This window comes from Verrucosispora sp. NA02020 (genome assembly GCF_013364215.1).
In the GTDB taxonomy this organism is placed as follows: domain Bacteria; phylum Actinomycetota; class Actinomycetes; order Mycobacteriales; family Micromonosporaceae; genus Micromonospora.
Genome location: NZ_CP054923.1, coordinates 6,904,015 through 6,930,583, shown reverse-complemented (window position 1 = coordinate 6,930,583; position 26,569 = coordinate 6,904,015). Strand labels below are relative to the sequence as shown.

Here is a 26,569-nt window from a genome sequence, read left to right as displayed (position 1 = left end):
GCAAACCTTGGCAGGGTGTGCAGCGCAACCGCCCGCGATCGCCGAGTCCTTCGCTCGTGGTGGCGTTGTGACCTGCGTCGAAAGGTGGGCGCAGGGCTGACGAGGAGGTGAGGCCGCGATGGTGGCCGACCGTCCCGCGCCGACGCGGGCCCCGTTCCACCGCTCGCCGGTGGTGCTGCTCAGCGCCGCACTGGCGGTGGTGCTGACCGGTTGGGCGGCGGTGGCCTACGTGCGTGCCGACCGGGGCACACCGACCTGCGTCGACCAGGTCCGGCTGCGCGTGGTGGCCGCTCCGCTGATCGCTCCCGCGCTCGACCGGGTCGCGCGGGTGCGAGCCGGCAGCCAGCCGTGCGTCTCCGTCGAGGTACGCACCTCCGAGTCGGCCGTCGTCGCCCGGGACCTCGCCGACGGCGTGGAGGTGGCCGAGGTCTGGGTACCCGAGTCGACCTTCTGGCTGCGACGGGCGCGGGCGGCGGGGGCGTTCGAGGTCGCCGGGCAGGGCACCTCCATCGCGAGCACCCCGGTGGTGCTCGCGGTGCCCGATCGACTGGCCCGCCGCTCGGGTTGGCCGGACGAGCGGTTGACCTGGGCGGCGTTGGTCGGGTCCACGGCACGCGACGTCGAGGTGGGTGTGCCGGACCCGGCGGTCGACCCGGCCGGGTCCGCCGCACTGCTCGGCGTACGGGTGCTGGCCGACGAGAACCGGGACTCGGCCGCCACCACGACGGCCACCCTGCGCGCACTCGCGAAGCGGACGTTCAGCCCGGACACGCCGGAGGGCTCGCTCACGCCGGGCCGACCGCTGCCCGGCGGGGCCGATGCCGTCGCCGTCACCGAGCAGGCCGTGCGGGAGCACAACGCGTTGGCCGGCACCGACAAGCTGGTCGCGGCATACCCGGAGATCGCCGTCCCCTGGCTCGACCTGCCGTACGTGGTGCTGCCCGCCACCCAGGGACGGGCGCGGGACGCCGCCGCCGGTTTCCTCACCGGTCTGCTCACCCCGGCCGCCCAGCAGGTGTTCACCGGTTACGGGTTCCGCACCTCGGCCGGTTTCCCGCCGGCCGTGCCGGACGACGGCCGGTTGCTGGGGCAGGAGCGGCGGCCGGTCCCGCTGCCGGCCGAGGACGTGGTCACCGAGGTGCTGACCGGTTGGAGCGGCGTGCAGCGCAGCGGCCGGATCCTCACCCTGCTGGACGTCTCCGGCTCGATGGCCGCGCAGGTGCCCGGTGAGGGCAGCCGGCTGGAGGCGACCGTCCGGGCCGCCGAGCAGGGGGCCGCGCTGCTCCTCGACAACAGCGAACTCGGCATCTGGACCTTCTCCACGAAGCTCGACGGCGACCGGGACTACCGGGAGATCCTGCCGGTGGGCCCGCTGGGTCCGCAGCGACGACTGCTCGCGGAACGGTTGGCCGCCGTCCGGGTCACGCCGCAGGGCGGGACCGGACTGTACGACAGCACGCTGGCCGCGTACCGGGACGCCCGCCGCAACTGGACGCCCGGCCGGATCAACCTGGTGCTGGTGATGACCGACGGTCGCAACGAGGACGACGAGAGCATCAGCCGGGCGGCACTCCTCGCGGAGTTGGCGCGGTTGCAGGAACCGCGCCAGCCACTGCCGATCATCTTCATCGGACTCGGTGAGGACGTCGACCCGGCGGAGCTGACGGCGATCGCGGAGGCGACCGGGGGACGGGTGTTCGTGACCAGGCAGCACGGCGGGATACGCCGCATCTTCTTCTCCGCCCTGGCCGACCTGGGCTGCCAGCCCCCGGAGTGCCGCAGGTGAGCCGGCTGCTGTCGGCGCTGCGCCGCTCGCCCGGCACCGCGCTGTCGATGCTCCTGCTCACCGTGATCGCCTTCGTGCAGCGGCCCGGCCAGGTCACCTTCGACACCAAGCTCGACCTCGCCGCCAACCCGATCCACTTCATGGCCCGCGCGCTGCACCTGTGGAACCCGGAGGCCACCTCCGGGGAACTCCAGAACCAGGCGTACGGCTACCTCTTCCCGATGGGTCCGTTCTTCGCCGTCGGGCAACTGCTGTCGATTCCACCGTGGATCACCCAGCGGCTCTGGACGGCGCTGCTGCTCGTCGCCGCGTTCTACGGGTTGCTGCGGCTGGCCCGCGCGTTGGGCATCGGCAGTGAACCGACCCGGTACGCGGCAGCGCTCGGATACGCGCTCGCCCCGCGCATCCTGACCGAAGTCGGTGCGCTCTCCTCGGAGACGCTCGCCGCCTCGATGCTGCCCTGGGTGCTGCTGCCGCTGGTCACCGTGCGCCGGATCGGCTCACCACGGCGGGCCGCCGCACTCTCCGCGCTGGCGGTGCTCGGGATGGGCGGGATCAACGCGGCCGTCGTGCTGCTGGCACTGCTGCTCCCCGGCATGTGGTTGCTCACCCGCCGCTTCGACGCCGCGCATCGGCGCCTGGTCGTCTGGTGGTGCCTCAGCGTGGTCGGGGTCTGCCTGTGGTGGATCGTGCCGTTGCTGCTGCTCGGCCAGTACAGCCTCCCGTTCCTCGACCACATCGAGTCGTCCACCACGACCACGGCGGTCGCCTCGCTGTTCCAGGCGGTGCGCGGCACCAACCAGTGGGTGGCGTACATCGTGCAGGGCGAGCCCTGGTGGCCCGCCGGCTGGTTGCTGATCGACCATCCCGTGTTGATGACGCTGACCGCCGTGATGGCGTTGATCGGCCTGGCCGGGCTGGCCGGCAACCTGCTGCCCGAACGACGGTTCCTGGTGGCCGGCTTCCTGGCCGGACTGACCCTGCTCACCGTCGGTTACGTCGGCGCGCTCGACAGCCCGGTCTCCGAGCAGGTGCGCGGGCTGCTGGACGGTCCGCTGGCACCGTTCCGCAACGTCCACAAGCTCGACCCGGTGCTGCGGTTGCCGCTGATGCTCGGCTTCGCGCACGGTGTCGACGCGGTGGCCACCCGGCTGCACCACGCGCTCGTCCGACGCCGACCCGGGCTGCGGCTCCGGCCGCTGGTCCTCGTGCCGGTGCTGCTGCTCGTGCTCGGAGCCGCCGCACCCGCGTGGCTGGGCCTGCTGCGGCCCGGGCCCGGCTGGTCCGACCTGCCACCGCACTGGCGGTCGGCGGCGACCTGGCTCGCCGACCGCGACGCGCTGGCCCGGACTCTGGTGGTGCCGGGCACCAGCTTCGGGCAGTACCAGTGGGGACGCACCGTCGACGAGCCCCTGCAGGCGTTGGCCGGGGCACCATGGGCGGTACGCCACCAGGTGCCGCTCGGTTCGGCCGGGAACACCCGGATGATGGACACCGTCGAGGAGGCCCTGGCCAGCGGTCGGGGCTCGGCGGGGCTGGCCGACCTGCTCGCCCGCTCCGGTTTCCGGCACCTGCTGCTGCGCAACGACATCGACCGGCCCCAGGTCGACGCGCCACCGGTGGCGGTGTTGCGTCGGGCGCTGGCCGACTCGCCGGGCGTCGTCCGGGTGGCGACCTTCGGCACCACCGACGTCCTGGCCCCCACCTGGAGCAGCCCGGTCGACGACCCGGCGGGCACCCTGCCGGCGGTCGAGGTGTACGAGGTGCAGCGACCGGTCCCCGCCGCCTCGGCGGTGCTCACCGCCGACGTGCCCACGGTCAGCGGAGGCCCCGAGTCGCTGCTGCCCCTGCTGGAACAGCGGGTGGTGGAACGGGACCGGCCGGTGGTGCTCGCCGGCGACCGGGAGCGGCATCCCGACGCCACCGGTGACTCCTGGATCGTCACGGACGGGTTGCGGCGCCGCGAGCGGGACATCGGCCGGGTCCGGGACAACCTCTCCCAGACGCTGGCCGCGAACGAGCAGGGGCGGCTCGGTCGGGTCGCGCTCGACCTGCTGCCCTTTCCCGACGAGCGACACCAGACGACCGCCGTCTACCAGGGCGTACGCGAGGTCAGTGCCTCCTCGGCGGTGAGCTTCGTGGACTCCTTCGGCCCGGCCGACTCGTCGCGCCTACCGTTCGCGGCTCTGGACGGCGATCCCGGCACGGCGTGGCACTCGGCACCGCTGGGCGGCCCGGTCGGCCAGTGGCTCCAGGTGGACCTGGACACACCGCGTCCGGTGGACGGTGTGCGCCTGGCGTTCGTCAGCGACCTCGCGGTGGGCTGGCCGGTGACACGGTTCCGCCTCACCACCGACCGGGGCTCGGTGGACCACGAGGTGGCCCAGACCCTGGGCGCCCACTCGTACTACACCCTTCCCGGTTCGACCAGCCGCGTACGGGTGACGGTGTTGCAGGTGGCCGACGGTCGAGTCGACGGTGGTGTGGGCATCCGGGAGATGACCATCCCGGACACCGAGCCGACGCGTGGCCTGCGGGTGCCGACCGACCTGCCGGACACCACGTCCACGCCGGTCAGGTGGGCGTTCAGCCGTGGCGCGGCGCACCGGCCCGCGTGTCATCCGAGCCCGGTCGACGGTGCCGGGCCGGCGGTGGGAGACAGCGTGATCCGCTGCGACCGGTTCCTGGCCAGGGCCGGTGAGGAGCCGTCGGGTCTGGACCGGGTGTTCCGGAACCCGACGGCGGGCACCTACCGGATCCAGCTGCGGGCCGTGCCCCGGCCGGGCGGCGAGTGGACGATGCCGGAGAGCGAGCTGACCGCCACCTCCTCGTCGCAGCTCGGCGGGGACGCGGCGGTGGCGGCGTACGCGGCGGTCGACGGTGACCCGGGTACGGCCTGGCTCGCCGGTACCGACGACCTGCGTCCCACCCTGCGGCTGAGTTGGGCGGGGCAGCGCCGGATCGACGAGGTACGGCTGCGCGCCGCCGACCTGCCGGTGGGCTCGTTGCCGCGACGCGTCGAGATCCGCACGCCGCAGCGGGAGGTCACGGTGCCGGTCGACGCCGACGGTGTGGTCCGCTTCCCGGCGGTCCGCACCGACCGGATCGAGATCGTCGTGCTGGAGACCGAACACCGCCTGGCGGACGAGCGTGTCAACGGCTGGCCTGCCACCGCCGGCATCGCGGAGGTGGAGATCCCGGCCCTGACCGACCTGCTCACGCCGATGGCCGCCGACACCCAGGTGGTCGAGGGCTGCGGTGACGGGCCGATCGTCGAGATGGACGGCTTCCGCTACCGCACCTCGGTGACCGCCAACCTGGCCGACGTCCGGGCCGGGCGGCCGGTGCCGGTGCGGGTCTGCGGCGAGGACGGTGCGGTGCTGGACCTGCCCGCAGGCAGTCACCGGCTGGTGACCTCGCCGTCGGCCGGGTTCGTCGTGCAGGACGCGACGCTGCGGCCGGACGGCGACGTGGCCGCCGCGCCACGGCATCGGGAGGTCGAGGTGCGCGACTGGGCGCCGACCGACCGCACGGTCATGGTCGCGGCGGGCGAGCAGGCGCTGCTGGTGGTGCCGGAGAACGCGAACTCCGGCTGGACGGCCACGCTGGACGGCGAGCGGCTGACCACCACCCGCGTCGACGGGTGGCAACAGGCGTGGGTACTGCCGGCCGGCGCCGGCGGCGAGGTCCGACTCGTCTTCGCGCCCGACCAGCCGTACCGCGTCGGCTTGGGTGCGGGCGCGTTGACGGCGGCCGGGGTGCTGGTCCTGGCCGGGTGGCCGGCCCGCCGTCGGCCTGCGGCGGACGGCGACATACCGGACGGCGTACCCGCCGAGACGTCTCCGTGGGCGATCGGAGCTGTGCTGCTGGCGCTGCTCGTCGTGCTGGGCGGGGTGCTGCCGGTGGTCATCGTGCTGGCCGCGATGGTGCTTCGCCAACTGGCCCCGCGCGCCCTGCCGGTGGTGGTGCTGGGCGGGTTGTCCGTCGCCACGGCGGTCGCGGTGACCGGCCGGTTGCAGGGGTACGGGCAGGACTGGGCGTACGGGACGTGGGTGCAGGCGGCGATGCTGGTCGCGATCGGTGCGGTGGTCGCCGCAGTGGTGCCGGTCCCCGGTGTACGCGCAGCGCCCCCCGTACCGGATGATGTGACGCCGGTCTCACCGGTGGAGTCGCCCGGTGTGACCGGCGCCGACAGCGAGGGCGAGGACGGGGCGGTGGCACGGTGACTGCGGTGGACGACCGTACGCGGCGGGCGGCACTGCGCCGTTTCGCGACCCTGCGGCGCTCGGTGACGCTGTTCCGGGCCTTCCTGGTCGAGCAGACCGATCCCGACCACTTCTACGGACTGCTCGCCGCCGACTCGGTCCGCCAGGTCTCCGGCTACACCGAGCTGGCCGGGCGGACGGTGCTCGACGTGGGAGGCGGACCGGGATACTTCGCGACGAGTTTCCGTGCCGCCGGGGCGTGGTACGTCGGGCTGGACCCGGACGTGGGTGACTTCTCGACCGGCGGCGAGACGGTGTCGGGGATGCTGCGGGGCAGCGGCACGGCGCTGCCGGTGCGGACCGGAAGTGTGGACGTGGCGTTCTCGTCCAACGTGGTGGAACACGTCGGGGATCCCGCGTCGATGCTCGACGAGATGGTGCGGGTGACCCGTCCGGGCGGGCTGCTCTTCGTGTCGTACACGCCCTGGTTGTCGCCGTGGGGCGGGCACGAGACCGCACCCTGGCACTGGCTCGGTGGGCACCGGGCGCGTCGCCGCTACGAGCGACGGCACGGGCGACCGCCGAAGAACCGTTTCCAGGAGACGCTGTTTCCGGTCTCCATCTCGGACACCCTGCGGTGGGCGCGAGGCAACGGCGACGTCGACGTGGTGGACGCGTTGCCCCGCTACCACCCCTGGTGGGCGCGGTGGGTGATCCGGGTGCCGGGCCTTCGCGAGGTGGTGGCGTGGAACTTCGTCCTCGTCCTGCGGCGGTCCGCCGGCGAACGACCCGACGAGGTGGCGAAATCGGGGCTGACCGGGGGTCGCGTCGCTATGTGACTTGGTAGTAACCTCGCGGCCACACTAATCGATGCCGACGAAAATTCGCTCCTCGGGGAGGAAACATGAAGCACCGCGCCGTGGGTGCCGTGCTGTTCGGCGGCGGCGTACTGCTCCTGGCGCTCGCCGCCGGGCTGGTGTTCGTCGTCAAGCCAGCGATGACCAAGCTGCCCTACGACCTGGACTCCTCGACGTCGGTCGCCGAGGCCAGGAACGCCACCTTCCTGCAGATCACCAACGGCGCGGCGGCCATCAACCAGGCCGACCTCAAGTCCACCATCCTGGTCACCCCCGAGCGGGACAAGACCGCGGCGCTCAGCGGCGACCTGGCCGGTGACGCGGTGGTCTGGCGGGTCGGCCAGACCGTCGACCGGACCGACACCAAGGAGCTGGTCAGCGCGTACGGTGCCGAGCTGGCCCTGGACCGGGTCTCCGGCGCCGCCGTCGAGTGGAGCGAGGGCTACCTCGACGACAGCGGCACCCAGGAGAAGGTCCCGTACGCCGGGCAGATCTACAAGTTCCCGTTCCACTCGGACCAGACCGACTACGAGGTCTTCGACCGGGATCTGCGGCAGACTCGGGTGGCCGCGTTCAAGGGCACCGAGGACGTCAACGGGCTTGAGGCGTACCGGTACGAGCAGGTCATCACCGACGAGAAGCTGCCGCTACCGGCGGACCGCGTCGGACTGCTGCTCGGTGCGCTCGCCCCCGGCGCGACCTCCGGCGACGTCGTCTACAGCAACACCCGGACGGTCTGGGTCGACCCGGTGACCGGCTCGTACCTAAAGGTGCGCGAGCAGCAGAAGAAGGTGCTGGTGCCGAACACGGGTGCCCAGGTGACGCTGCTCGACGCCGACTTCGCCTACAACGACGAGACCGTGGCGTCCTCGGTGGAGCGGGCCAAGGAGAGCCGGGGCCAGCTCACCCTCCTCGGCGTGTACGCGCCCCTCGGGCTCGCCGTACTCGGTCTGGCGATGATCCTGGTCGGACTGCTGGTCTCCCGCGACCGTGGCCGGGGCGTCGCGACCGGCCGGCATGCCGCGAACACGGCGCCGACCCGGGTCGACCAGCCGGTGGTCCGCGACGACCAGCGGCAGAGCGGGCCGTTGTCCGACGAGATCCCTCCGGCATCGACCAACTGGAAGTCCGACGAGCCCACCGTGCCGGGGCAACGCGCCCCGCGCAGCGACTCCGACCGGAGCTGATCCCGGTACGCCCGGGACGAGGGGTGACCCTCGTCCCGGGCCCGTTTCTCAGAGCCGGTCCAGCGCCCGACGCAGCGGGTCGAGCCCGAGAGCCCCCAGGTCGAGCGCCTGGCGGTGGAACTCCCGCAGGTCGAAGTCGGCCCCCTTGCGGACCTTGGCGTCCTCCCGGGCCTGGAGCCAGATCCGTTCGCCCACCTTGTACGAGGGGGCCTGCCCCGGCCAGCCCAGGTAGCGGTTGAGCTCGAAGCGCAGCATCTCGTCCGGCACCCGGCAGTGCGCCCGCAGGAACTCCCACCCCAGTTGCGGCGTCCAGCGCTCGCCCGGGTGGAAGTCGAACGGGTTGTCCACCGGGATCTCCAGTTCGAGGTGCATGCCGATGTCGACGATCACCCGGGCGGCCCGGAACGCCTGGCCGTCCAGCATGCCGAGCTTGTCGCCCGGATCCGCCAGGTAACCCAGCTCGTCCATCAGGTTCTCGGCGTACAGGGCCCAGCCCTCGCCGTGGCCGGAGACCCAGCAGAGCAGCCGCTGCCAGCGGTTGAGCAGCTCCGCCCGGACGGCGGTCTGCCCCACCTGGAGGTGATGGCCGGGCACCCCCTCGTGGTAGACCGTGGTCACCTCGCGCCAGGTGGAGAACTCGGTCAGGTCCTGCGGCACCGACCACCACATCCGGCCCGGCCGGCTGAAGTCCTCACTCGGACCGGTGTAGTAGATCGCGCCGTCACTGGTCGGCGCGATCATGCACTCGATCCGCCGGACCTGCTCCGGGATGTCGAAGTGGGTGCCGTTCAGGTCGCTGATCGCCTGCTCGGCCAGCCCCTGCATCCAGTCGCGGAACGCCTCCTTGCCCCGGATCGTGCGGACCGGGTCGGCGTCCAGCGCGGCCACCGCCTCCTCGATCGTGGCGCCCGGCCCGGCGATCTGCGCCGACACCGTCCGCATCTCGGCCTCCAGGCGGGCCAGTTCCGCGAACCCCCAGGCGTACGTCTCGTCCAGGTCGACCCGGGCGCCGAGGAAGTACTGCGAGGCCAACTCGTAGCGGTCCCGCCCGGCGGCCTGCTTCTCCCGGCCGTGGGGGGCCAGTTCGGCGCGCAGGAACTGCCCGAACTCGGCGGTCGCGGCGGTGGCCGCCGCTGCGCCCCGGCGCAGTTCCGCGTCGAGGGCACCGCTCGCACCCAGTCGCTCGACGAGTCCGTGGAAGACGTTGTCGCCCTCCGGGTCGACCCAGGTGTCACACTGCTTGGCCACCTCGAGCAACTGCACCCGCGCGCTGACGTGTCCGGCGGCAGCCGCCTCGCGCAGCGTGGTCTTGTAGGACTCCAACGCACCGGCGAAGAGGTTCAGCCGGGCGGCGATGTCGGCCTGCGCCTGCTCGCCCTCGTGCGGCATCAGGTCGAAGACCATCCGGATCTCGTGCAGCCCGGAGGTGATGACGCTGACCTCGCTGCTCGTCTCGCCGCTGTCGTACCGTGCGAGGTCGAGACCGAGCCGCTCCTGCATCGCCTCCTGGGCGGTGCGTTCGGCCTCCGACGCCGGTTCGACGGTGTCGAGTTCGGCCAGGGTGCGCCGGCTCAGGTCGGCGCGGGCGGCGTACCCGTCGGGTGACAGGTCGTCGAGCTTGTCGTCGTGCCCGGAGATGCCGACCATGGTCGCGCCGGCCGGACTCAGCGCCGCCCAGTCGGCGACGTACCGGTTCGCGAGGTCATCGATTCGTCCCACGCAGCGAACCCTACGTGACCCGCCCGGCGGGGCAGCGGAGCAGCACGGCCGGTCCGGTTGCGGCCTCGGACGGGAACGGTCAGCCGTGGGTCCAGGCGACCAGGTCCTCCGCCGACCAGCTGTTGACGACCCGGTCGGCGGGTACGCCGCAGCGGGCCGCCCGCTCGCACCCGAACCGCTGCCAGTCGAGCTGCCCCGGTGCGTGCGCGTCGGTGTTGATCGCGAACAGACACCCGGCCTCCAGGGCCCGCCGGATCAACCGCTTCGGCGGGTCCTGCCGTTCCGGCCGAGAGTTGATCTCCACTGCGGTGCCGTGCTCCACGCAGGCGGAGAAGACGGTCTCGGCGTCGAAGTCGCTCTCCGCCCGGGTCCGGGCCCGATGCCCCCGGTCACCGGGTCCGGTCACCCCGGCCGGACGCGAGGACACCATGCGCCCGGTGCAGTGACCGAGGATGTCCAGGTGCGGGTTGGCGACGGCGCTCACCATCCGTCGGGTCATCTTCGCCCGGTCGTCGCCGAGGCCGCTGTGCACCGAGCCGACCACCACGTCCAGCCGGGCCAGCAACTCCTCGTCCTGGTCGAGCGAACCGTCGGCGAGGATGTCGACCTCGATGCCGGTGAGGATCCGGAAGCCCTCCGGCAGCGCCTCGTTGAGCTGGGCCACGTGGTCGAGCTGGCGGCGCAGCCGATCGGCGGTCAGCCCCCGGGCCACCTTCAACCGGGGCGAGTGGTCGGTCAGTACCAGATACTCGTGGCCCAGCTCGACCGCGGCCAGCGCCATCTCCTCGATCGGCGAACCACCGTCGGACCAGTCCGAATGGGTGTGGCAGTCACCGCGCAGCGCGCCACGCAACGCGGCCGCCTCGGCGTCCAGGTCGGTGCCCTCGGTGGCGACCAGCCGACGCAGATAGACCGGTTCCTCACCGGCCAGCGACTCGGTGACGCACCGGGCGGTGACGTCACCGACCCCGGCCAGCTCGGTGAGCGTGCCGCTGTGGGCCCGCTCGGCCACCTCGGCGGCGGGTAGCGCGGCCAGCGCGTTCGCCGCCGACCGGAAGGCCCGCACCCGGTAGGTGGCCTCGTTGGCACGCTCCAGCAGGAACGCGATCCGGCGCAGGTCAGTAACAGCGTCACGCATGTGGTGAAACTACGCGTCCGCGCCGCCGGTCGGGGTACGACCGGCGGCGCGGAGTGCGGGTTGTCAGAGGTCAGGAGTACGGCAGGCGTACCACCGACCGGTTACCGACGCCCAGCGTGCTGGAGTTGTTGCCGATCGCGGACCAGACCTCCACACGGACCGTGCCGCCGCGCAGGTTGCCGAGGCTGCCCGTGCTGGAGTGGAGCCCGGCCGCCTGGGTGTAGGTCTCCCAGCCGGGCACCGGGTCGGTGGCGAAGTACCGGTAGGTCTCCACCCTTTCCCAGCTTCCGTTGCCGGTCAGGTCGTACGAGACGCGTACCTGCACCCCGTTGCCGACCGCGTTGCCCGCGTCGAGGAGGAGGTCGAAGGCGGTCTGTCCGCCGGTGTGGTCGAGGGTGAGCCCGGTCGCGGTGAACACCGACGGGTTGGTCGGCGTGCCGTCACGGTTGGTGCCGCCGGCGCTGGCCACGGTCGTGGTCCCGGCGGTGCCGGCCGTACCCAGTCCACCGCCGGCGAGCAGGTAGCGGGTCGGCTGACCCGAGCCCGGCGGGTTCGTCGGCGTCGGAGTCGGGGTGGGCGTGGGGGTGGGCGTCGGAGTCGGCGTCGGGGTCGGGGTGGGCGTCGGGCCCGGCGGTACGCCCCCGCCGGCACTGCCACCGCTCCAGGTGTGCGCGCCACTGGTGGCGGTACGCCCGGCGGCCACCGTGAGCTGCGTACCGTCGGAGAACCGGACGGTCAGCGGGGTGGCGGAGATGTTGCTGGCCACGTAGGTGCGGGCGCCGTTGCGGTTGAAGACGGCGGCCAGCGGGTGGTCGGCGGTGATCCCGGTGTCGACCCGGCCCAGCCCGGCCAGGTTGCGGATCCAGTGGAAGGTGTGTGCCCGGCTCTCGCCCTCCTCCGGCGTGTAACCGGGGTTGGCGCGCAGTTTCGCCAGCGCCGAGTCGGCGTCACCGAGGGCGAGGAACTGCCAGTGGATGTCCTGCCACACGGTGGGTTCGCCACCGTTGTTGCGGACCAGCTCCTGGTACTTGATGGAGTTGTAGTTCGGGTGGTAGCCCAGGTACAGGTGGCCGCCGGTGATCGGCAGCAGGTTGATGCCCTGGATCATCTCCGGCTCGGCGCTGAACCAGGTGGCGTACGCTCCGCCGTCGCCCCAGACCATGCCCACGTTCGAGTGCCCGAACCCGGCCGGGAAGTTCTCGTCGTTGACGTCGAACCAGTACTCGTGGATCGCCGCCGCCTGCGTGGTGTAGATGAAGATGCCGGCGTCCCGGACCGCGGTGTTGCCGGTGGCCTGCCCCCACTGGATCAGGGCGTTGGCGAAGTTCATCCCCTCGGACGACGACTCCTGGTTGTTGCCGCTGGCGAACGAGCCGTGCCCGGAGGCCCAGTCGTGTCCGGCGTAGATGTCGAAGTCCCGCAGGTACGGGAAGCGGGTGTCGGCCCGGTCGTAGTTGTTGGCGTCCCGGATCAACAGGTCGATCATGCCGCCGTACTGGTCCTGACGGGCCCAGGACGGGTCGAACTTGGCCAGCGTCGCGGCGGCGGCGATGTAGTAGCCGTAGTGGAAGTGATGGTCGTTGAGCTCCTGGTCGGAGCCGTACGAGGCGGGGTAGCCGATCAGGGTGCCCCACCGCTGGTCGTAGTAGAAGAGGCGCTCGGTCTCGCCGGGTGAGGCGGTGAGCCAGTCGTTGAGCGTGGACCGAATGGCGTTCAGCGCCGAGGTCCGGGTCTCGGTGTCGCCGACCAGGTCGGCGATCTCGGCGATCCGGGAGGCCCGGCCGAGGCCCTTGCCGGTCCAGTAGGTGTCACCGCCGCGCTGGTCCATCGGGTTGCTCCGGACCGCCGCGAGCTGCTGCCGCAGCGTGGTCAGGTCGGCCCCGGCGCCGGTGGCGACCGCCGGCAGCTCGGGCAGTACGCCGTGGAACCGCATCGAGGTGCGGAACTCGCCGACACCGGTGAGCACCTTCATCCGGCCGCGCGCCGACGGGTAGGTCGGTGCGATCGGGGTGGCGCCGGTCAGCGACTTCCACTGGTGCGGGTAGAGGCTCACCACGGTCCGCGTCTCGGTGCCCTCGCGCGGGGTGGTGGTGAAGGTGTAGCGGGTCTCCACCCGGCTGGTCGACTGGTTGTAGGTGTAGCCGACCCGGGTGCCGGTGACGTGGGCGTGCGCGTACTGGCCGTAGGTGGTGGCGAGCTGGGCGCGGGCCGTGGCGTCACCGGTGGCCGGCAGCAGGGCGACCGAGAAGTAGCCGCGTCCGGCGAGGTTGGAGCTGATCCGGGTACCGCTCACGGTCCAGGTGGCCCCGGACGGCGCGTACGCGACGTAGTCGTGGCCCCGGACGCTGAAGCTGATCCGGCCGGCGCTGTTGGAGAAGACCGTGAAGCCGCCGCCGTTCGCGTTGATCACCGCGTCGCCGCCGGTGGTGCGGAAGTACGCGAACGGCAGGCCGTGACCGATGGTGGCGCGCAGGGTGCGGGTGCCGTCGCTCCAGTACGGGGTGACCGTCCAGTCGGTCCAGTCGGCGACCCGGACGATCGGCGCGGCGAGCCCGGCCACGCCGACCCGGATGTCCTCGACGTAGGGGTACTTGTACTCGCCGACGCCGGTCGCAGTGCCGCTGATGGCGGCCACCGACTCGGCGGAGAAGCCGAGTCCGTCGGTGACCGGCCGGTAGGACGCCGGGTGGGCGTGCAGCGGCTCGCTGAAGGAGCAGTTGAGCCGCTTCCACAGCAGCGAGGACCACCAGTCGTTGGTGGGGATCGGGCCGGGCGGCGCGTCGGCGGTGGCGAACTGCCGAGGGTTGGTGGTCATGTCGCCGCAGCCGCTGGGCAGCGGGCCGACGGGGGTGGTGGTGTAGCTGCCGGCGCCGACGGGCGCGGCCTGCGCGGGGGAGGTGGCGGTGACGGCCAGCCCGCCGAGGACGAGGGCTGCTGCGGCGGTGGCGGCCAGCAGCCGATGACGGGTACGGCGTGGGACGGGAGGTCGCATCTTTCCTCCATGGCGCGCCGGTCGACGGCGCGTTTCGTCGTCGTTTGGGGGGTTGATTCCGTGAGAGAGCGCTCTCTCCGGTGTTACGCGACGGTAGTTCACCGGCACGACCTGCGTCAATGTGTCGGACTTATGAAATGCGGATGACGCGGGACGGGACGTCTCCGGCTCAACGCGCCGGGGGTCGCTCCGGGCAGCCGTTCTTGCGGTGCCACGCCGCCACCTTCGCCGCCGGCTCGCGGTTGCCGCCCTCGCGCCACGAGTCGAGGTACGGCGCGGGCCAGATCACGCCCCGGCGGATCCACCAACCGTCCTCACCCAGGCACGGCGGGGAGATGCCGAAGTGGAGGTGGCAGACGTTGTTGGCGTTGCCGGTCCGGCCCACGGTGCCGAGCTGCTGCCCGGCGCGTACCCGCACGCCCGGCGCGATGTCGTCGGCGACCTCGGTCAGGTGGGAGCCGTAGTAGCGCACGCCGTCGTCGCCGAGCACCGACACCGACAGGCCACCGTTGTACGGCCCCTGCGGCCCCTGTTTGTCGTACCGGTCCCGGCGGCTGACCTCACCGATCGTGCCGTCGGTGACCGCCACGAAGGGTTCGCCGCAGTCGGCGAAGATGTCGGTCCCCGGGTACGCCGAGTGGGTCGGGTGGTAGGCCACCTTCGTCGCGCGTACCGGGAAGACGTGCCGGAGCCCGGCGCGGGTCGGACTCGCGGTCGCCGCCGGCTGGTCCGCGGTGTCCGGCGTCGTGGTGTCCGGCGTCGTGGTGTCCGGCGTCGCGGCGGTCGGAGCCGGCGCCCCGGTGGTGACCGGCGGCGTCGCCGAGCCGGTCGGCGACCCCACGGGCGGGGGAGGGGGCGTCCCGCAGCCGGCGGCGGCGAGCACCGGCACGAGCAGTAGCACGGCGTACGCGCGACGGCGTCCGATCCTCAGCGAGACCATCGGGCCATCCTGACAGGTATCGCCTACCGTGGGAGGAGGACGTCCACGGGTGGGAGAGTGGCAGGGATGATGCCGTACAGCCCCTCGGGCCTCTTTCCGTCCGGGCGCCCGCGACGACCCACCTATCGCGAGCCGCACCCGGTCAGCGGTGCCGGTGTCGCGTCGGGAGCCGTCGGCGCGCTCGCCTGGCTGGGCCTGGTCGCCCTGCTCGGACGCAGCCTCGCCGGGTACGCCTGGTGGACCCTGATCGCCGGTGGCGTGGCCTGGATCGCCGCGCTGGTGCTGGTCCGCTTCGGTGACCGGGGAACGGCGGCCGGCATCGCGATCGTCACCGCAGGAGGCTGGAGCATCGCCACCGTCGCGGTGGTCACCCGCTGGGCGGCCAGCGGCGACTGGCCGCTCTGGTAGGGCGGACGGCGTACCCGTCCGCCGGCCCGGACGGCGAGCGGCCCCCACCGGCGGTGACTGCGCTGCGTTGTTGTGCAGGCACCGAAACCCGTCTTGACTCGGCCGCCGCGACTCGGCACGCTCGCGGTATGGCCTGGACCACTCCGCGGCTCGATCCGGATCGCAGCCGTCGCCGCATGCAGCTCCTGGCGCAGCTGGCGGACGCCCGCTCGGTGCGCGAACGCGAGCGGCCACAGCGGGCACGCACCGAGCGGCTCCGCCAGCTGATCGCCACCCGCCGTCGCCTGACCGGCTGACCGGCGTCTGTCACTTTCCCCAGGAATGACCGGCCCTTCGGGGCGTTGACCGGTCGCCTGCCGACCCGACCGGCTAACGTGCACGCGTAACGGGTCGGCGTGTGCTGTGCCGAGGCTACTTGGGGGAACCGTGTCGTACTTCGCTGCGGCCGTCGTGCGGGAAAAGGGTGGCTGGACTGCCGCCGAGCTGAGTCTGCGGGGTGCCGCCGACGTCGACGAGGTGGCCGAGCGCCTCCGTGACCTCGCCCCCGACGCGGACCTGTCGCTGCTGTTCGTCGAGGCGGACGACACCTATCTGGTCATCCTCCGCCTCGACGGGGGTGAGGACCTGCGCGTCTTCGGTTCCGACTCGGCGTACGCGGAGGAGTCCCGGCTGGGTGCCCTGCTGGTCGGCGACCTCAAGACGTCGGTCACCGGGCTGGACGACACCGAGGAGGTACGCCCGGCGACCACCAGCGGTGGCGACGACAACGAGCAACCCGCCGTCGACCCGGAGGCGGACCCGGTCGGCGAGGCGGACCTCCTCACCGACCTGGGCATCCCCGCGCAGCGCCTGCTGGCGCTCTGTGCCCACGAGGGGATGATGCCGGCCGACGTCACCGCCGAGGTGTGCCAGGTGCTCGGCTGCGTGGACGACGTCGAGGAGCTGCGTGAGGTCTGAGCCGGTCGAGGGTGCGCCGGTCCGGTCCGGCGGTGGTGGACCGGCTGACGCGACCGATCCGGCACTGGAGACGGTCCGGCCCGGCCAACCCACCCCCGGCGCGGTCGGCCGGGTGGGGCCGGGAGCACACGAGGCACTCGCCGACCCGACCGGCACCGGCCGGCGACAGCGGCACGAACTCTGGATGCGCCGGGCGCTGGAGATCGCGGTGACCGGTTCTGTCGGCGGCGCGCCCCTCCCCACCGACGTCGACTCGGCCCCGGCCGGCTCCGTCGACGACGTGCCGGTGGGCGCGGTGCTCTACGGCCCGGACGGCGCCGAGCTGGCGGTGGGCCGCAACGAGCGGGAGCTGACCGGGGACCCGACCGCGCACGCCGAGGTGCTGGCGCTGCGCCGGGCCGCCCAGCGGTGGGGCCGGTGGCGGCTGGACGGCTGCACGCTGGTGGTGACCCTGGAACCCTGCACCATGTGCGCGGGCGCCCTGGTGCTGGCCCGGGTCTCGACCGTGGTGTTCGGCGCGTGGGAGCCGAAGACCGGGGCCGCCGGTTCGCTCTGGGACGTGCTGCGCGACCGCCGACTCAACCACCGACCCGAGGTGTACGGCGGCGTGCTGGAGGCGGAGAACGCCGCCGTCCTGCGCGCCTTCTTCCGCTGACGCCGTCGCGTCTCCCGCCCCTGTCGGTGTCGCGGCCTCCTACCGCTGACGCCGTCGCGTCCGGGTCGGCGTCGTCGGTGGTGGCCGTCGGTCAGGTCGCCGTCGGCCGGAGCAGCGTGCCGGCGACCGCCCGGGCCACGTCCGTCCACGGTGTCGGGCGCATGGTCGCCGGGTCGAGCCGGACGATCGCCCGCCGCCCTTCCGCGTACGTGGTGGTGTCGTCGAGGGAGTGGAACCGGTAGGCGTACTCGGCGCTGCTGGTGCCGAAGTGCTCCAGCCAGAAGTGCACGGCGATCGGGCCGGTGCCGGTGACCGGCGCGCGATAGGTGATGCTGAACTCGCGGACCGCGTGGAACACGTCCGGCGTGGTGGCCCGTCCGGCGCGGTAGGCCACCCCCTGATCCGACCAGTACGCGGTGATCGCACGCTCCAGCAGCAGCGCGTACCGGGCGTTGTGCAGCAGACCGAGCGCGTCGAGGTCGTCGAAGTGCACCATGGCCGGCCCGACGTGGCCGTACGCGACGGCGGGCTGGTCGGCGAGGGCGTGGGTCATCAGGGGCCTTCCGGTAGCAGGGTGGGATCGGGGCAGAGCGCCCGCAGACGGGTCAGTACGCCCCGACGGGCGTGTCGGTAGGTGGTCTCCGGGTCGAGCAGCCGGGAACGCATCGCCGCCGCGATCCCGTACGCGTCGATCTCGTACGCGAGCAGCGCGACGTCCAGGTCGGCGGGGAGTTCGCCCCGCTCGACGGCGTCCCGGACGAGCCGTTCCAGGAACGCCGTCCAGTCGGCGAAGACCTCGGCCAGGCGATCCCGGACCGGCCCGGGGCGGGCGTTGAACTCGAACTCGGTGGTGGCGAAGAAACAGCCACCGGGCAGCACCTGCGCGGCGTAGAAGTCGATCCGTGCCTCGTGCAGCGCCCGGATGCGGCGTACGCCCCGGGGTGCGCGCAGGGCCGGCGCGACGATCCGTTCCTGCCACTGCGCTGCCGCCCGGTCGATGGTGGCGAGTTGCAGCGCCTCCTTGGAGCGCCAGTGCGCGAAGAGGCCGGACTTGCTCACGCCGAGGGAGTCGGCGAGGTGCCCGAGGGAGAGGCCGTCGAGCCCGTTGGCGGAGGCCAGGCTGACGGCGGCGTCCAGCACTGCGGTGCGGGTGCGCTCACCCCGGGCGAGCCGGCCGTCGACGGTCATACGGCGACCCTACTAAAGAAGAACGACCGGTCGTATTTATTTAGGCGGTGACCATCGTCACCGGTCCTGACGCGCCACGTCCCGCCACCGCGAGGCGGTGACGGGACGGTCGATGCGGCTACCGCAGTGGCCGTGCCGGTGCGGCGGTGTGGTGCTCAGGCGATGATGGTGTCCAGCGCGATCTCGACCATCTGGCTGAACGTCTGCTCCCGCTCCTGCGAGGTGGTCTTCTCACCGGTCTTGATGTGGTCGCTGACCGTCAACAGGGTCAACGCCCGCGCCTTGAAGCGCGCCGCGATCGTGTAGAGCGCGGCCGACTCCATCTCCACCGCCAGCACGCCGTACTCGGCCAGGCTGTCGTAGAGGTCCGGCCGGTCCGTGTAGAAGGCGTCCGCCGCCAGGATCGGCCCCACCCGCATCGCGACGCCGCGCCGCTCGGCCACCTCCACCGAGGTACGCAGCAACCCGAAGTCGGCGACCGGGGCGTAGTCGATCAGCCCGTCGAACCGCATCCGGTTCATGTTCGAGTCCGTCGACGACCCGATCGCCGCGATCACGTCACGCAGCTTCAGATCCTCGGTCAGGGCGCCGCACGAACCGACCCGGATCAGCGACCTCACGCCGTACTCGTTCACCAGCTCGTGCGCATAGATCGAGGCGGACGGCATGCCCATCCCCGAGCCCTGCACGGAAACCTCGACACCGTTCCAACGCCCAGTGAAGCCCAACATCCCCCGGACCGTCGAGTAGCAGGTCGCGCCCTCGAGGTAGGTCTCCGCGATCCACTTGGCCCGCAGGGGGTCACCCGGCATCAGGACCCGCTCGGCGATCTCGCCCGGCTTCGCGCCGATGTGCGTACTCATGGCAGAGATCCTGCCAGGCCCACCTGTCCGGGACCGGTTCGGCGTCGGAACCGGCAGTCCTGTACCCTCGTCGGCGGTGGCGTGTCCGAGTGGCCTAAGGAGCACGCCTCGAAAGCGTGTGAGGGTTTACGCCCTCCGAGGGTTCAAATCCCTCCGCCACCGCTCGTGTGCAGCGAGAACGCCCGGTCGATCCGCAGGGATCGACCGGGCGTTCTCGCTTCCGGTCTCACTCTTGGTCTCGGTTGCCACTCGCCGTGCCGTCTCGCAAAGCTGGCACCTAGCGTGACCCGCCTCGTTGTCCCGGGCGGTGTCGACACTCGTACCGCCAGCTCCTACCCCAGGTGTTGACTGTGGCGAGGACGGTGGCCGAAACGCGATGGTGCCCGCCCAGCGAACTGGGCGGGCACCGACGTACTTGGCCGAGCCTGAGCTAGGCCGGATAGATCACTTGCCGGACTTGTTCTTGGTGGGGTCGACCAGCTTCGACGGGCCACCGTTGGGGGTCGGCGGGATCCGGTGCCCCTTGGGGACAGTCACCTCAGGGCCGCCCTTGGTGGGCAGGTACTGACCGCTCTTCGGAGCGGGCGTGCCCGGGTTCACGATGACCGGCTTGGAGGCCGGACGCCTGGCCGGCTTGCCGCCCGTTCCAGACGGCTTTGCGCCCTTACTTGCCACTTGCGTCTCCTTCTTGATGGAGCACGCCGGGCGCCCTGCGGAGAATCTCACTCCGCTGAAGTCTCGCGAAAGGCTTCATCCGCTGCTAACGTCGCCGGTCTACTGCCAGGTAGGAACGACGACCCGGAGGGGTGCCCGGAGAACCGGCCCCTTGCCGGGTCTTCGTGCTGTCATGCTGCGATCACGCTACTCGACGTCCGGGTGGTGGGCAAGGAGATCGACTGCTCCGTCGACCCGCACATCTAGTGGTTCGACTGCTCAGCAGCTGCCATATCTTGTGGATGGACGTTGCGGTTTCCTGTGGACAGTGATGGCGTCGAGTGCGGCGATCGCTCGAACGCGTGTTCCAACCGGGCGTAAGGGCAGCTCAGGGGCGCACTATCGTTGATCGATGTCGATAATCTGATCAAGTTGCTCCTGTGGATAAGCTGTGGATGGCGTGTGGATTCAGCCCTTGTGACCTGCCGGTACTACGGAAAGCTACGTCGGCGAACTTCATCCTTTCGGGTGACCTCTCGACGTGTCGCCCGTGGCCCCAGGAGTGGTCCAGAGAAGTCCGCCGACCCGTTGAGCGATGTCGTGACGAACCTGTGCGGTCAGGTGCTGGTATCGGACCGCCATCGCTGAGTTGGACCAGCCCATGATTCCCATGACCGCCCGTTCGGCCACGCCGAGGATCAGCAACACCGTGGCGGCCGTGTGCCGGGCGTCGTGGAGGCGGCCGTCCCGCAGACCCGCTCGCTTCAACAACCGCTTCCACTCGGTGTAGTCCGTACGCGGATTCACCGGGTCGCCGGTCGGTGTCGCGAACAGCCAACCTCCGTCGCTCCACAGTTGCCCTGCGGTCTGCCGCTCCCGATCCTGTTCCTCGCGGTGCACGCGGAGCAGCTTCACCAACTCGTCGGGGAGTCCGATGCTCCGGCGGCCCGCCCGAGACTTCGTGTCCGCAGTCTCGGCCCGAAGCGGCACCCGGTCGGGGCAGTGCCCGCCGAACTTCCGCCCGCACGGCTTGTCGTTGTCGCAGCCGTGTCGCCACCGTGGCCGCTGCCGACCACGGCGAACGATCAGCGTCCCGGCGCCCAGGCCGACATCCGCCCATTTGAGGCCGAGGGCTTCGCCCTGGCGTAGGCCGAGTGCGAGGCAAGGGCCCACCGGGCGCTGTTGCGCCGGCTCATGGCCTCGGTCATCAGGCGTCGGACCTCAACCGAAACTGAAACTAGCATTCAGTTGTCGGAATCATATTTCAGAACGCCACCTTTCAGGCGCTTAGAGGCTTTGCGAAAAAATCTGCTGGACACGATCTCATTGGTTGAAACAATCAAATCGTACTGGTCACGCAGACCTCTAAGTGCTTGCTCCAATTCTTCCTCTTTCCGCCCTTCAGAAAGTTCTCGCTCTAATCGGACAGCGTGCCGAAGGACAGTGAACTTTCGAGCCGTATCCTTCAGCGAACTCGCCTTTCGGTCGGCTCCCAGAAAAGCCGCAGTCGCAGCAATCGCGCCAGCCACGGCACCTATCGCGCCCCACTGCTTAGGCTCACCGAGCGCAACCAGGATCGACGCCACAGCGCTCGCGACAGCAGGCAGAAATACTACGTTCTTTCCCCACAGGTCGGCCGACTTTGCTGCCTCGAAGTAGGTTTGGGCGGTGTAACTCGCATCCTCATAAAGTCGATCTAACTCACGAATCATGACGCCCCTGCGCTCACTCAACGGGCCACCTCCTCGAATAAGGGCAGCGGAATTAGCGCAGGATTGCTTTTGAGGTAGCGCGCCGTACCGCGAAGCGGCCGAGCGGAAGACTGAACGGATGTTAAGAAGTGATTAGTGCAGTGCCCCGATTCGTAGCACGCCACCAATAACGCTCGACGTACCCTCATATCGCTCTCGCGATCGAACTCCTGTCGCAGTCGTGCCGCGTCACCTAGACGCGAATGGAGCCCAAGAAAACGTGCGGCAAATTCCCGAACGAAACCGTCTACATTGCGATCCCTTAGAAGGCTCCAAGCGGCTTCTCTGACAACAGGAGCGGCAACCCTGTGATGAATTAGATAGATCAACAAATGCTGCTGGGCAAAGGGATACAGGGATAACTTGCTGTTCATTAGAGAATCCGCCACTGTGGAAGGAATTTCCGGCTGGGCGTGATGAAAGCGACTCAAATAGGAAAGCATATCGCGCGCCATGTGCGGAACCTCCCCCATGTTTGCCAAAAGCCAACTAACGGCGTAGTCATCTTTGCTTTCTTTGAGGCGGTTGAGACCGTACCGAAGATCCCTGGCCGAGACCGGATCCCTAGATACCGTTCGATCGAAGTACTTCCTCAACTCTTTTACGGAACCCGGTATCCCAACACTCAGACCATAAGAGATGGCATCCTTGTCCATGTCCTCTAACTCGCCAAGAATAGAGTGGCTGTCGACAATTTTTGTCTTGGCTGAAGAAAGAATTAGCCGACGACCTCGAAGGGTGCGATTCATCTTAAGAAGAGCATCGCGCAGGCCTAGCCAATTCTGCCCGAAGATCAGCATGTCATCAGAGTATCGGTAGTGAACAAAGCCCTGATCCTTAAGCTGAATATCTACAGGTTGAAGGTAGAGGTTCGCCAAAATTCCGGAAGAATCCGGCCCCTGAGGGATTCCCGACACCCCGTGCAAATTATTAAATGACCTCAAGAAATTTCGGATAATGTCGACGGTCCAGGGTGGAGCGCCGAGCGATGCTAGGTCGGCACCGAGGGTGTCGATATCCACATACTCGTAAAATGAAGCGATGTCGGTGCGGGCCATCAACCAACTCGGGTGATTTAGGTGGAACCGCTTCGCATCTCGCTTCCAGTCGATCCAACTACGCTTTGGGGCGAGGATTCGCCGCTCCCGCCTCCACCATCGATAGCTATAGACCGCCCGAGGAATCGCCTTTGATATCACATGGGCGGCACCATAAATAGCAGCATCATAAATTAGCCTCTGCCGCAACTGGAGACGAGCTAGGGGGCGAACCATAAGCCGATCTTTAGGAACATCCACGATCTCGACATGCGTGTCCTTATAGTCGCCATCTTGAATCTTTCGTACCGTCTCGGCACGAAACTTAGGCCAAGCGTAATTAACGTCCGCGAAGGCAATCGGATCCGGAAGATCTAGATCCCCACTACCTTTCCCGACTTGAGACCAGGCTAAATCCAAAAACTCGACTAGAGGCGCTTCGGGGATTGGCATTTATAGCAGCTCCGAAGAATATGCCAAGCTGATCATGCTGTTCGGAAGCGACGGCAGATCAGGCGGCGAGAAGGCGGCGTGGGGTCGTCGTGCAGTCTACCGCCTAAGCCCCTCTTCGGTTCGATGACCGACCCAAGATCGCCTATTTCCACCGACTACCTTGCGCATGCCCGACCTTGGTTAGCCCGAGCGTTGAGGAGTCGCGCTGACCTAGGGCACCGAGTTTCGAGTTGAGTGTCAATCGGCGCGGACGTGCCCGGATGTCTGGCGGACACGAGGGTCCTCCCGAAGAGGCCGGCGTCAGGGCAGCTGCGGCTCAGGACGTCATGATCGTCGCTTCGGGACGAAGGGGTCGCAGGCTAGATTGTGGCTTGCGTAGCAGAGCGCAGATGCGGGAGCGTCAAGGGTGGCGGTGGTCTCGGTTCTGGTCTCATTCGTTGCCATACGCGACCGTCCGGGCCGGTCGCGAGGGCGCTGGTGCTGCTGCTCACGGCCGCTGTCGGCCGGTCCGGACGCATGGTCGCAGACATCGAAAGCGTGTGAGGGTTTACGCTTTCCGAGGGTTCAAATCCCTCCGCCACCGCTCGTGAACAGCGAGAACGCCCGGCACGATCCCTGCGGATCGGCTGGGCGTTCTCGTTGCCGCCCCTCGTGTCGCCCCGCTTGCCGTCAGCAGGGACCGTGGCCCTCGACGAAGAGGCGGTGGGCCCAGTCCGCGTACCCGGCGATGATCTTTCGGACGGTGTCGCCGTCGTGCAGGAACAGGTACGCGCGGTCGCCGTCGCGGGCGAACAGGCCGTCGAAGCGGTGCGTTCCCGGCGGTGCGTGCAGCGCGCGTACCTCCGGATAACTGGCCCTGACCTGCGTGATCGGTGACCCGGCCGCGATCCCTTCCGGGGTGCGGACCGGGTCGCCGGCCCAGAGCAGGACCAGCCGGTCGTCGATGAAGACCGGGCTGATCATCTCGTGTCCGGCCAGCGTCGGACCGCAGGCGTCGACGTCGGTGCGGAGCATGCCGCGCCGGGCCAGATCGTCCTCCGTGTCACCGAAGTCGACATCGGACAGACCGTCGAGGTCGACGACGCTGGCCGCGGCGACCGGCTCACGGACGGCGATGGTGTCCGGTGGCATGGGTCCGCTGCCCGAGATCGCGGCAGCAAGCAGCAGTGTGGCGATGAAGCCGAATTGTCGCAATTTCATGGAATCCCCCAGTCCCCAACGTGACGGGAGCGAAGAGGTTATTGCCGCGCCTCCCATTCGTCGGCCAATTCGTCCCAGTAGTCGGCGCTCAGCCCGCGCCGGCCGTGCGTGAGCCAGCCCTCGGTACTCCGCTCCACGTGCAGTCCCAGCTCGGCGAAGGGGTCGATCCATCGCCCAGGCTCCGCACCCAGCTCGATCAACGCGGCGTTGATGGGCCAATCCGGACGCGGCCCGTCGAAGGCCGCGTCGAAGCGCGGACCCCAGGACAGGGCGCCGCCCAACCAGACCGCCGCTGCCTGGCACCCGATCCCTCCGGCGAACTCCGCCTCGACGTACGCCACCGGCCCCCGCCGCGACCAGCGGGTCAGCACCTCGACCAGCGCGGGGGAGAGCACCAGCGCGAACGGGTCCGCCGCGCTCGGCTCGTCGGCCGCATAGTCGGGCGGGGTGCCGGTCAACTCCGCCACCAACTGCGGCGTCACCGGCAGCAGGGCGAAGTCCTGTCGCAACTCGCCGAGCACCGCGTGATCCAAATCCCGGGTCTCCTCGCGCAGCAGGTCGGCGTCCGCGACGACCGCGCTGAGCTGGTAGCTCACCGAATGTCCACAGCCTGTGGATAGAACATGTGTACGACGGTGGTCGGGCGTGCTCGCCGTCGTCGGGCAACGCTCGGCTCCATCCGGACAGTATCGCGGTAACGGCGACTTCCGGCTGCCGTCGTCGGCCGGTCGCACCGCCAGAGGCCGCCCGTTCCGGGGCGGCCCCTGCCCCCGTTGCGGTACGTCCTCAGCCGGCCAGGGCGGGCTGCTGCGGTGGCTGTTCGCCGGGCCGGGCGACCAGGAGCGCGGCGACGGCGACCAGAGCCCCGGCCACGGTGAGCCCGGAGATCAGCCAGGGCGGCCCGAACGGGTAGTAGTCACCCGGCGTGAAGGCGCTGTGCACGGTCATGACCGGGAAGGAATCGGCATCGCCGTCCCGGAACACCCGCATGACGTTGCCGTACAACGCGCCCGCCGGCAGAGCCAGCACCAGCAGCGCCGCAGACCAGAGCCCTGCGGCGCTCCAGCGCCGTCCGGGCGGCGCCGCCACCATCCGGTACGCGACGGAAGCCGCGACCAGCCAGCCGACAAGCAGTCCGACTCCCGTCCCGCCCACGATCATCGGCAGGAATGCAGCGGTACGCGCTGGTGCGGCCTGGACCGAGACGACGCTTCCGTCTGTCGTGTAACCGCTCACGTGGATGATCAGACCGTTCGACTGGGCGCTGAACCGCGCGCCGCGTACCGAGGTCTCGGTGAAGGTTCCGTCGTTCTCGGCGCTGAGGTGCTTCCCGTTCAGCGGTGTCAGCGAGGAGACCGACCAGCCGTCGGCGGCGAACCGCTGTCGGGCTTGGTCGGGGTTCCAGGTGCTGGCGGAGAGCGTGACGGTTCCGGGACTGTCGGCACGCCAGGGCGTTGGTCGAGGCTGGAGGACGATCGTGGTGCTCCCGGCCGTGTCGGTCTGCCATGGCGTCGCGACGCGCGACTGGAGCGAATCGTCGCTCGTGCCGGTGGCGTGCGCGGTGAGCCGGTTCATCTCAGCGTTGTCGGGCAGGTCGGCGAACGTCTGCGCGCCCAGCCACGAGCCGGCGGCGGCACCGAAGGCTCCCATGGTCAACGCGGTGAGGACCGCCACGACGGCCAGGAGCGGACGGCCGGTGGGCAGCCGGAACCGCAGCCGCAGACCGCTGGCGATCAGGTGCACCGCGTCCCCGGCGCGGGGACGACGCTGTCCCGGTGCCGCCATCTCCAGCAGCGTGGTCGTCAACTCGGTGCCGTGCCGACGCCGGTGCCGTCGCGGATAGGCGAGCAGCAGCCTCCGGTAGCTGCGCTCCAAACTCTGGTCGGCCTCCGGCCACACGGTGGTCACGCGGGCACCGTCCCTAAGCCCGGTGCCCCGCCCAGGCGCCTGCCGAGCTGGCTCTCCGCTGCGGTGGCGTGGCGGCGCAACCGCGCGATCTGCTCCTGAAGGGCGGCGGCACCGGTGTCGCTGAGTCGGTAGTAGCGGCGCAACCGACCCTCGACGGCCTCCTCCCGGTCGACGACCAGCAGGCGCTGCTCGGTGAGCCGGTCGAGAGCCCCGTAGAGCGTGCCCGGTCGCAGCTTGACCTCGCCGGCGGAGAGTTCCTCGACGGCCCGGATGACGCCGTAGCCGTGCAACGGCTGCGCGGCCAGGGCGGTGAGGATCAGAAATGTGGGCTCCTGCATGGTCGCCGATATTACGGTCAACGTTATATGCCGTCAACCGTTCATGCTGTCCGTCTGCTCCCCGGTGGTGCTGTTCGGCTCGGCGGCTCTCTTCGATTCGGGGGCCGGGTGTCGCTGCCGGGTCGGGAAGGTTTCGGCTGCACGGTCACGGTCACCCATGCGCCGTCATCGGCCACGCGGATACGGCTCCACCGGACGAAGACCTCTCGTTGCGCGGTTGCGCCACCCCGACGGTCGAGCGCGTAGCCCGAGAGCCACACCCATCCGTCGAAGGTGGTGCGCGGAAGGACGGCGCTGAGCCGCAAGGTCAGCGGGCGGTGGGCGAACTGCGGC

The 26,569-nt window shown here is 70.1% G+C and carries 22 protein-coding genes, 1 tRNA gene and 1 pseudogene; 9 read left to right on the top strand and 15 right to left on the bottom strand.

Annotation, left to right across the window (positions count from 1 at the left end):
• Positions 1–118 precede the first annotated feature (118 nt).
• From HUT12_RS31000 to HUT12_RS30985, 4 genes are all read left to right on the top strand, one after another.
• Complete coding sequence (locus tag HUT12_RS31000; RefSeq protein WP_131053211.1) at positions 119–1,786, top strand: substrate-binding and VWA domain-containing protein; 1,668 nt, start codon at positions 119–121, stop codon at positions 1,784–1,786.
• A complete protein-coding gene (locus HUT12_RS30995; protein WP_254877003.1) occupies positions 1,783–6,012 on the top strand; it encodes an alpha-(1->3)-arabinofuranosyltransferase in 4,230 nt (1,409 codons plus the stop codon). Before HUT12_RS31000 ends, HUT12_RS30995 begins: the two co-directional genes overlap by 4 nt.
• Positions 6,013–6,017: 5 nt before the next feature.
• Positions 6,018–6,830, top strand: coding sequence for a class I SAM-dependent methyltransferase (locus HUT12_RS30990; protein ID WP_254877002.1), 813 nt, complete (start codon positions 6,018–6,020; stop codon positions 6,828–6,830).
• 65 nt (positions 6,831–6,895) lie between these two features.
• A complete protein-coding gene (locus HUT12_RS30985) occupies positions 6,896–8,035 on the top strand; it encodes a DUF3068 domain-containing protein (RefSeq protein WP_176095493.1) in 1,140 nt (379 codons plus the stop codon).
• Between the two features lie 48 nt (positions 8,036–8,083).
• On the opposite strand, the gene HUT12_RS30980 is transcribed toward HUT12_RS30985, so the two are convergent.
• The 4 genes from HUT12_RS30980 to HUT12_RS30965 form a co-directional block, all read right to left on the bottom strand.
• Entirely contained in the window at positions 8,084–9,754 is a 1,671-nt protein-coding gene (locus HUT12_RS30980) for a DUF885 domain-containing protein (RefSeq protein ID WP_176095492.1), read from the bottom strand.
• A 79-nt stretch (positions 9,755–9,833) separates the two neighbouring features.
• Positions 9,834–10,892, bottom strand: a complete 1,059-nt coding sequence (locus tag HUT12_RS30975; RefSeq protein ID WP_176095491.1) for a PHP domain-containing protein — start codon at positions 10,890–10,892, stop codon at positions 9,834–9,836.
• 70 nt (positions 10,893–10,962) lie between these two features.
• On the bottom strand, positions 10,963–13,884 hold the full coding sequence (locus HUT12_RS30970) for a glycosyl hydrolase (protein ID WP_176095490.1): 2,922 nt from the start codon (positions 13,882–13,884) through the stop codon (positions 10,963–10,965).
• Positions 13,885–14,053: 169 nt separating this feature from the next.
• A complete protein-coding gene (locus HUT12_RS30965; protein ID WP_176095489.1) occupies positions 14,054–14,824 on the bottom strand; it encodes a M23 family metallopeptidase in 771 nt (256 codons plus the stop codon).
• Between the two features lie 66 nt (positions 14,825–14,890).
• Here HUT12_RS30965 and HUT12_RS30960 point away from each other — a divergent pair, with 66 nt between their 5' ends.
• The 4 genes from HUT12_RS30960 to HUT12_RS30945 all read left to right on the top strand — a co-directional run bounded on the left by HUT12_RS30960 (position 14,891) and on the right by HUT12_RS30945 (position 16,844).
• The gene (locus tag HUT12_RS30960) at positions 14,891–15,232 is read left to right on the top strand and encodes a hypothetical protein (protein ID WP_176095488.1); all 342 of its coding nucleotides are present in this window, start codon (positions 14,891–14,893) and stop codon (positions 15,230–15,232) included.
• 128 nt (positions 15,233–15,360) lie between these two features.
• On the top strand, positions 15,361–15,528 hold the full coding sequence (locus tag HUT12_RS30955; RefSeq protein WP_162854368.1) for a hypothetical protein: 168 nt from the start codon (positions 15,361–15,363) through the stop codon (positions 15,526–15,528).
• Positions 15,529–15,658: 130 nt separating this feature from the next.
• Positions 15,659–16,189 carry a tRNA adenosine deaminase-associated protein gene (locus HUT12_RS30950; RefSeq protein WP_176095487.1) on the top strand — a complete coding sequence of 177 codons (531 nt, stop codon included), beginning with the start codon at positions 15,659–15,661 and terminating at the stop codon, positions 16,187–16,189.
• A gap of 184 nt (positions 16,190–16,373) precedes the next feature.
• Positions 16,374–16,844, top strand: coding sequence for a nucleoside deaminase (locus tag HUT12_RS30945; protein ID WP_176096052.1), 471 nt, complete (start codon positions 16,374–16,376; stop codon positions 16,842–16,844).
• Positions 16,845–16,935: 91 nt separating this feature from the next.
• Here HUT12_RS30945 and HUT12_RS30940 read toward each other — a convergent pair whose 3' ends face one another.
• The 3 genes from HUT12_RS30940 to deoD form a co-directional block, all read right to left on the bottom strand.
• Positions 16,936–17,397 carry a thioesterase family protein gene (locus HUT12_RS30940; RefSeq protein ID WP_176095486.1) on the bottom strand — a complete coding sequence of 154 codons (462 nt, stop codon included), beginning with the start codon at positions 17,395–17,397 and terminating at the stop codon, positions 16,936–16,938.
• Positions 17,397–18,032 carry a TetR/AcrR family transcriptional regulator gene (locus HUT12_RS30935; RefSeq protein WP_176095485.1) on the bottom strand — a complete coding sequence of 212 codons (636 nt, stop codon included), beginning with the start codon at positions 18,030–18,032 and terminating at the stop codon, positions 17,397–17,399. The genes HUT12_RS30940 and HUT12_RS30935 overlap by 1 nt, the downstream gene beginning before the upstream one ends.
• A gap of 155 nt (positions 18,033–18,187) precedes the next feature.
• Positions 18,188–18,895, bottom strand: coding sequence for a purine-nucleoside phosphorylase (gene deoD, locus HUT12_RS30930; RefSeq protein ID WP_131053991.1), 708 nt, complete (start codon positions 18,893–18,895; stop codon positions 18,188–18,190).
• Between the two features lie 75 nt (positions 18,896–18,970).
• Between deoD and HUT12_RS30925 the strand changes: the two genes are divergently transcribed.
• Positions 18,971–19,057: transfer RNA gene (locus HUT12_RS30925), tRNA-Ser, on the top strand.
• Positions 19,058–19,339: 282 nt separating this feature from the next.
• Here HUT12_RS30925 and HUT12_RS30920 read toward each other — a convergent pair.
• The 8 genes and pseudogenes from HUT12_RS30920 to HUT12_RS30885 all read right to left on the bottom strand — a co-directional run bounded on the left by HUT12_RS30920 (position 19,340) and on the right by HUT12_RS30885 (position 26,236).
• Complete coding sequence (locus HUT12_RS30920; RefSeq protein ID WP_176095484.1) at positions 19,340–19,570, bottom strand: hypothetical protein; 231 nt, start codon at positions 19,568–19,570, stop codon at positions 19,340–19,342.
• 495 nt (positions 19,571–20,065) lie between these two features.
• Positions 20,066–20,778 (bottom strand): annotated as a pseudogene (locus HUT12_RS30915) (tyrosine-type recombinase/integrase); the annotation flags it as partial.
• Positions 20,779–20,793: 15 nt separating this feature from the next.
• Complete coding sequence (locus HUT12_RS30910; RefSeq protein WP_176095483.1) at positions 20,794–21,282, bottom strand: SLATT domain-containing protein; 489 nt, start codon at positions 21,280–21,282, stop codon at positions 20,794–20,796.
• Positions 21,279–22,790: an RNA-directed DNA polymerase gene (locus HUT12_RS30905; protein WP_176095482.1), complete on the bottom strand. Its 1,512-nt coding sequence runs from the start codon at positions 22,788–22,790 to the stop codon at positions 21,279–21,281. The genes HUT12_RS30910 and HUT12_RS30905 overlap by 4 nt, the downstream gene beginning before the upstream one ends.
• Before the next feature lie 669 nt (positions 22,791–23,459).
• Entirely contained in the window at positions 23,460–23,954 is a 495-nt protein-coding gene (locus HUT12_RS30900; protein WP_176096051.1) for a hypothetical protein, read from the bottom strand.
• A 74-nt stretch (positions 23,955–24,028) separates the two neighbouring features.
• Positions 24,029–24,586 carry a hypothetical protein gene (locus tag HUT12_RS30895; protein WP_176095481.1) on the bottom strand — a complete coding sequence of 186 codons (558 nt, stop codon included), beginning with the start codon at positions 24,584–24,586 and terminating at the stop codon, positions 24,029–24,031.
• A 190-nt stretch (positions 24,587–24,776) separates the two neighbouring features.
• Entirely contained in the window at positions 24,777–25,898 is a 1,122-nt protein-coding gene (locus tag HUT12_RS30890; protein ID WP_176095480.1) for a hypothetical protein, read from the bottom strand.
• Positions 25,895–26,236, bottom strand: a complete 342-nt coding sequence (locus HUT12_RS30885) for a PadR family transcriptional regulator (RefSeq protein ID WP_176095479.1) — start codon at positions 26,234–26,236, stop codon at positions 25,895–25,897. The genes HUT12_RS30890 and HUT12_RS30885 overlap by 4 nt, the downstream gene beginning before the upstream one ends.
• Between the last annotated feature and the right edge of the window lie 333 nt (positions 26,237–26,569).

Bases quoted from the DNA above. Each gene is read 5' to 3' on its own strand.
- HUT12_RS31000 (WP_131053211.1), top strand. From the start codon at position 119: ATGGTGGCCGACCGTCCCGCGCCGACGCGGGCCCCGTTCCACCGCTCG.
- HUT12_RS30985 (WP_176095493.1), top strand. From the start codon at position 6,896: ATGAAGCACCGCGCCGTGGGTGCCGTGCTGTTCGGCGGCGGCGTACTG.
- HUT12_RS30975 (WP_176095491.1), bottom strand. From the start codon at position 10,892: ATGCGTGACGCTGTTACTGACCTGCGCCGGATCGCGTTCCTGCTGGAG.
- HUT12_RS30970 (WP_176095490.1), bottom strand. From the start codon at position 13,884: ATGCGACCTCCCGTCCCACGCCGTACCCGTCATCGGCTGCTGGCCGCC.
- HUT12_RS30965 (WP_176095489.1), bottom strand. From the start codon at position 14,824: ATGGTCTCGCTGAGGATCGGACGCCGTCGCGCGTACGCCGTGCTACTG.
- HUT12_RS30960 (WP_176095488.1), top strand. From the start codon at position 14,891: ATGATGCCGTACAGCCCCTCGGGCCTCTTTCCGTCCGGGCGCCCGCGA.
- HUT12_RS30955 (WP_162854368.1), top strand. From the start codon at position 15,361: ATGGCCTGGACCACTCCGCGGCTCGATCCGGATCGCAGCCGTCGCCGC.
- HUT12_RS30945 (WP_176096052.1), top strand. From the start codon at position 16,374: ATGCGCCGGGCGCTGGAGATCGCGGTGACCGGTTCTGTCGGCGGCGCG.
- HUT12_RS30940 (WP_176095486.1), bottom strand. From the start codon at position 17,397: ATGACCCACGCCCTCGCCGACCAGCCCGCCGTCGCGTACGGCCACGTC.
- HUT12_RS30935 (WP_176095485.1), bottom strand. From the start codon at position 18,032: ATGACCGTCGACGGCCGGCTCGCCCGGGGTGAGCGCACCCGCACCGCA.
- deoD (WP_131053991.1), bottom strand. From the start codon at position 18,895: ATGAGTACGCACATCGGCGCGAAGCCGGGCGAGATCGCCGAGCGGGTC.
- HUT12_RS30905 (WP_176095482.1), bottom strand. From the start codon at position 22,790: ATGCCAATCCCCGAAGCGCCTCTAGTCGAGTTTTTGGATTTAGCCTGG.
- HUT12_RS30885 (WP_176095479.1), bottom strand. From the start codon at position 26,236: ATGCAGGAGCCCACATTTCTGATCCTCACCGCCCTGGCCGCGCAGCCG.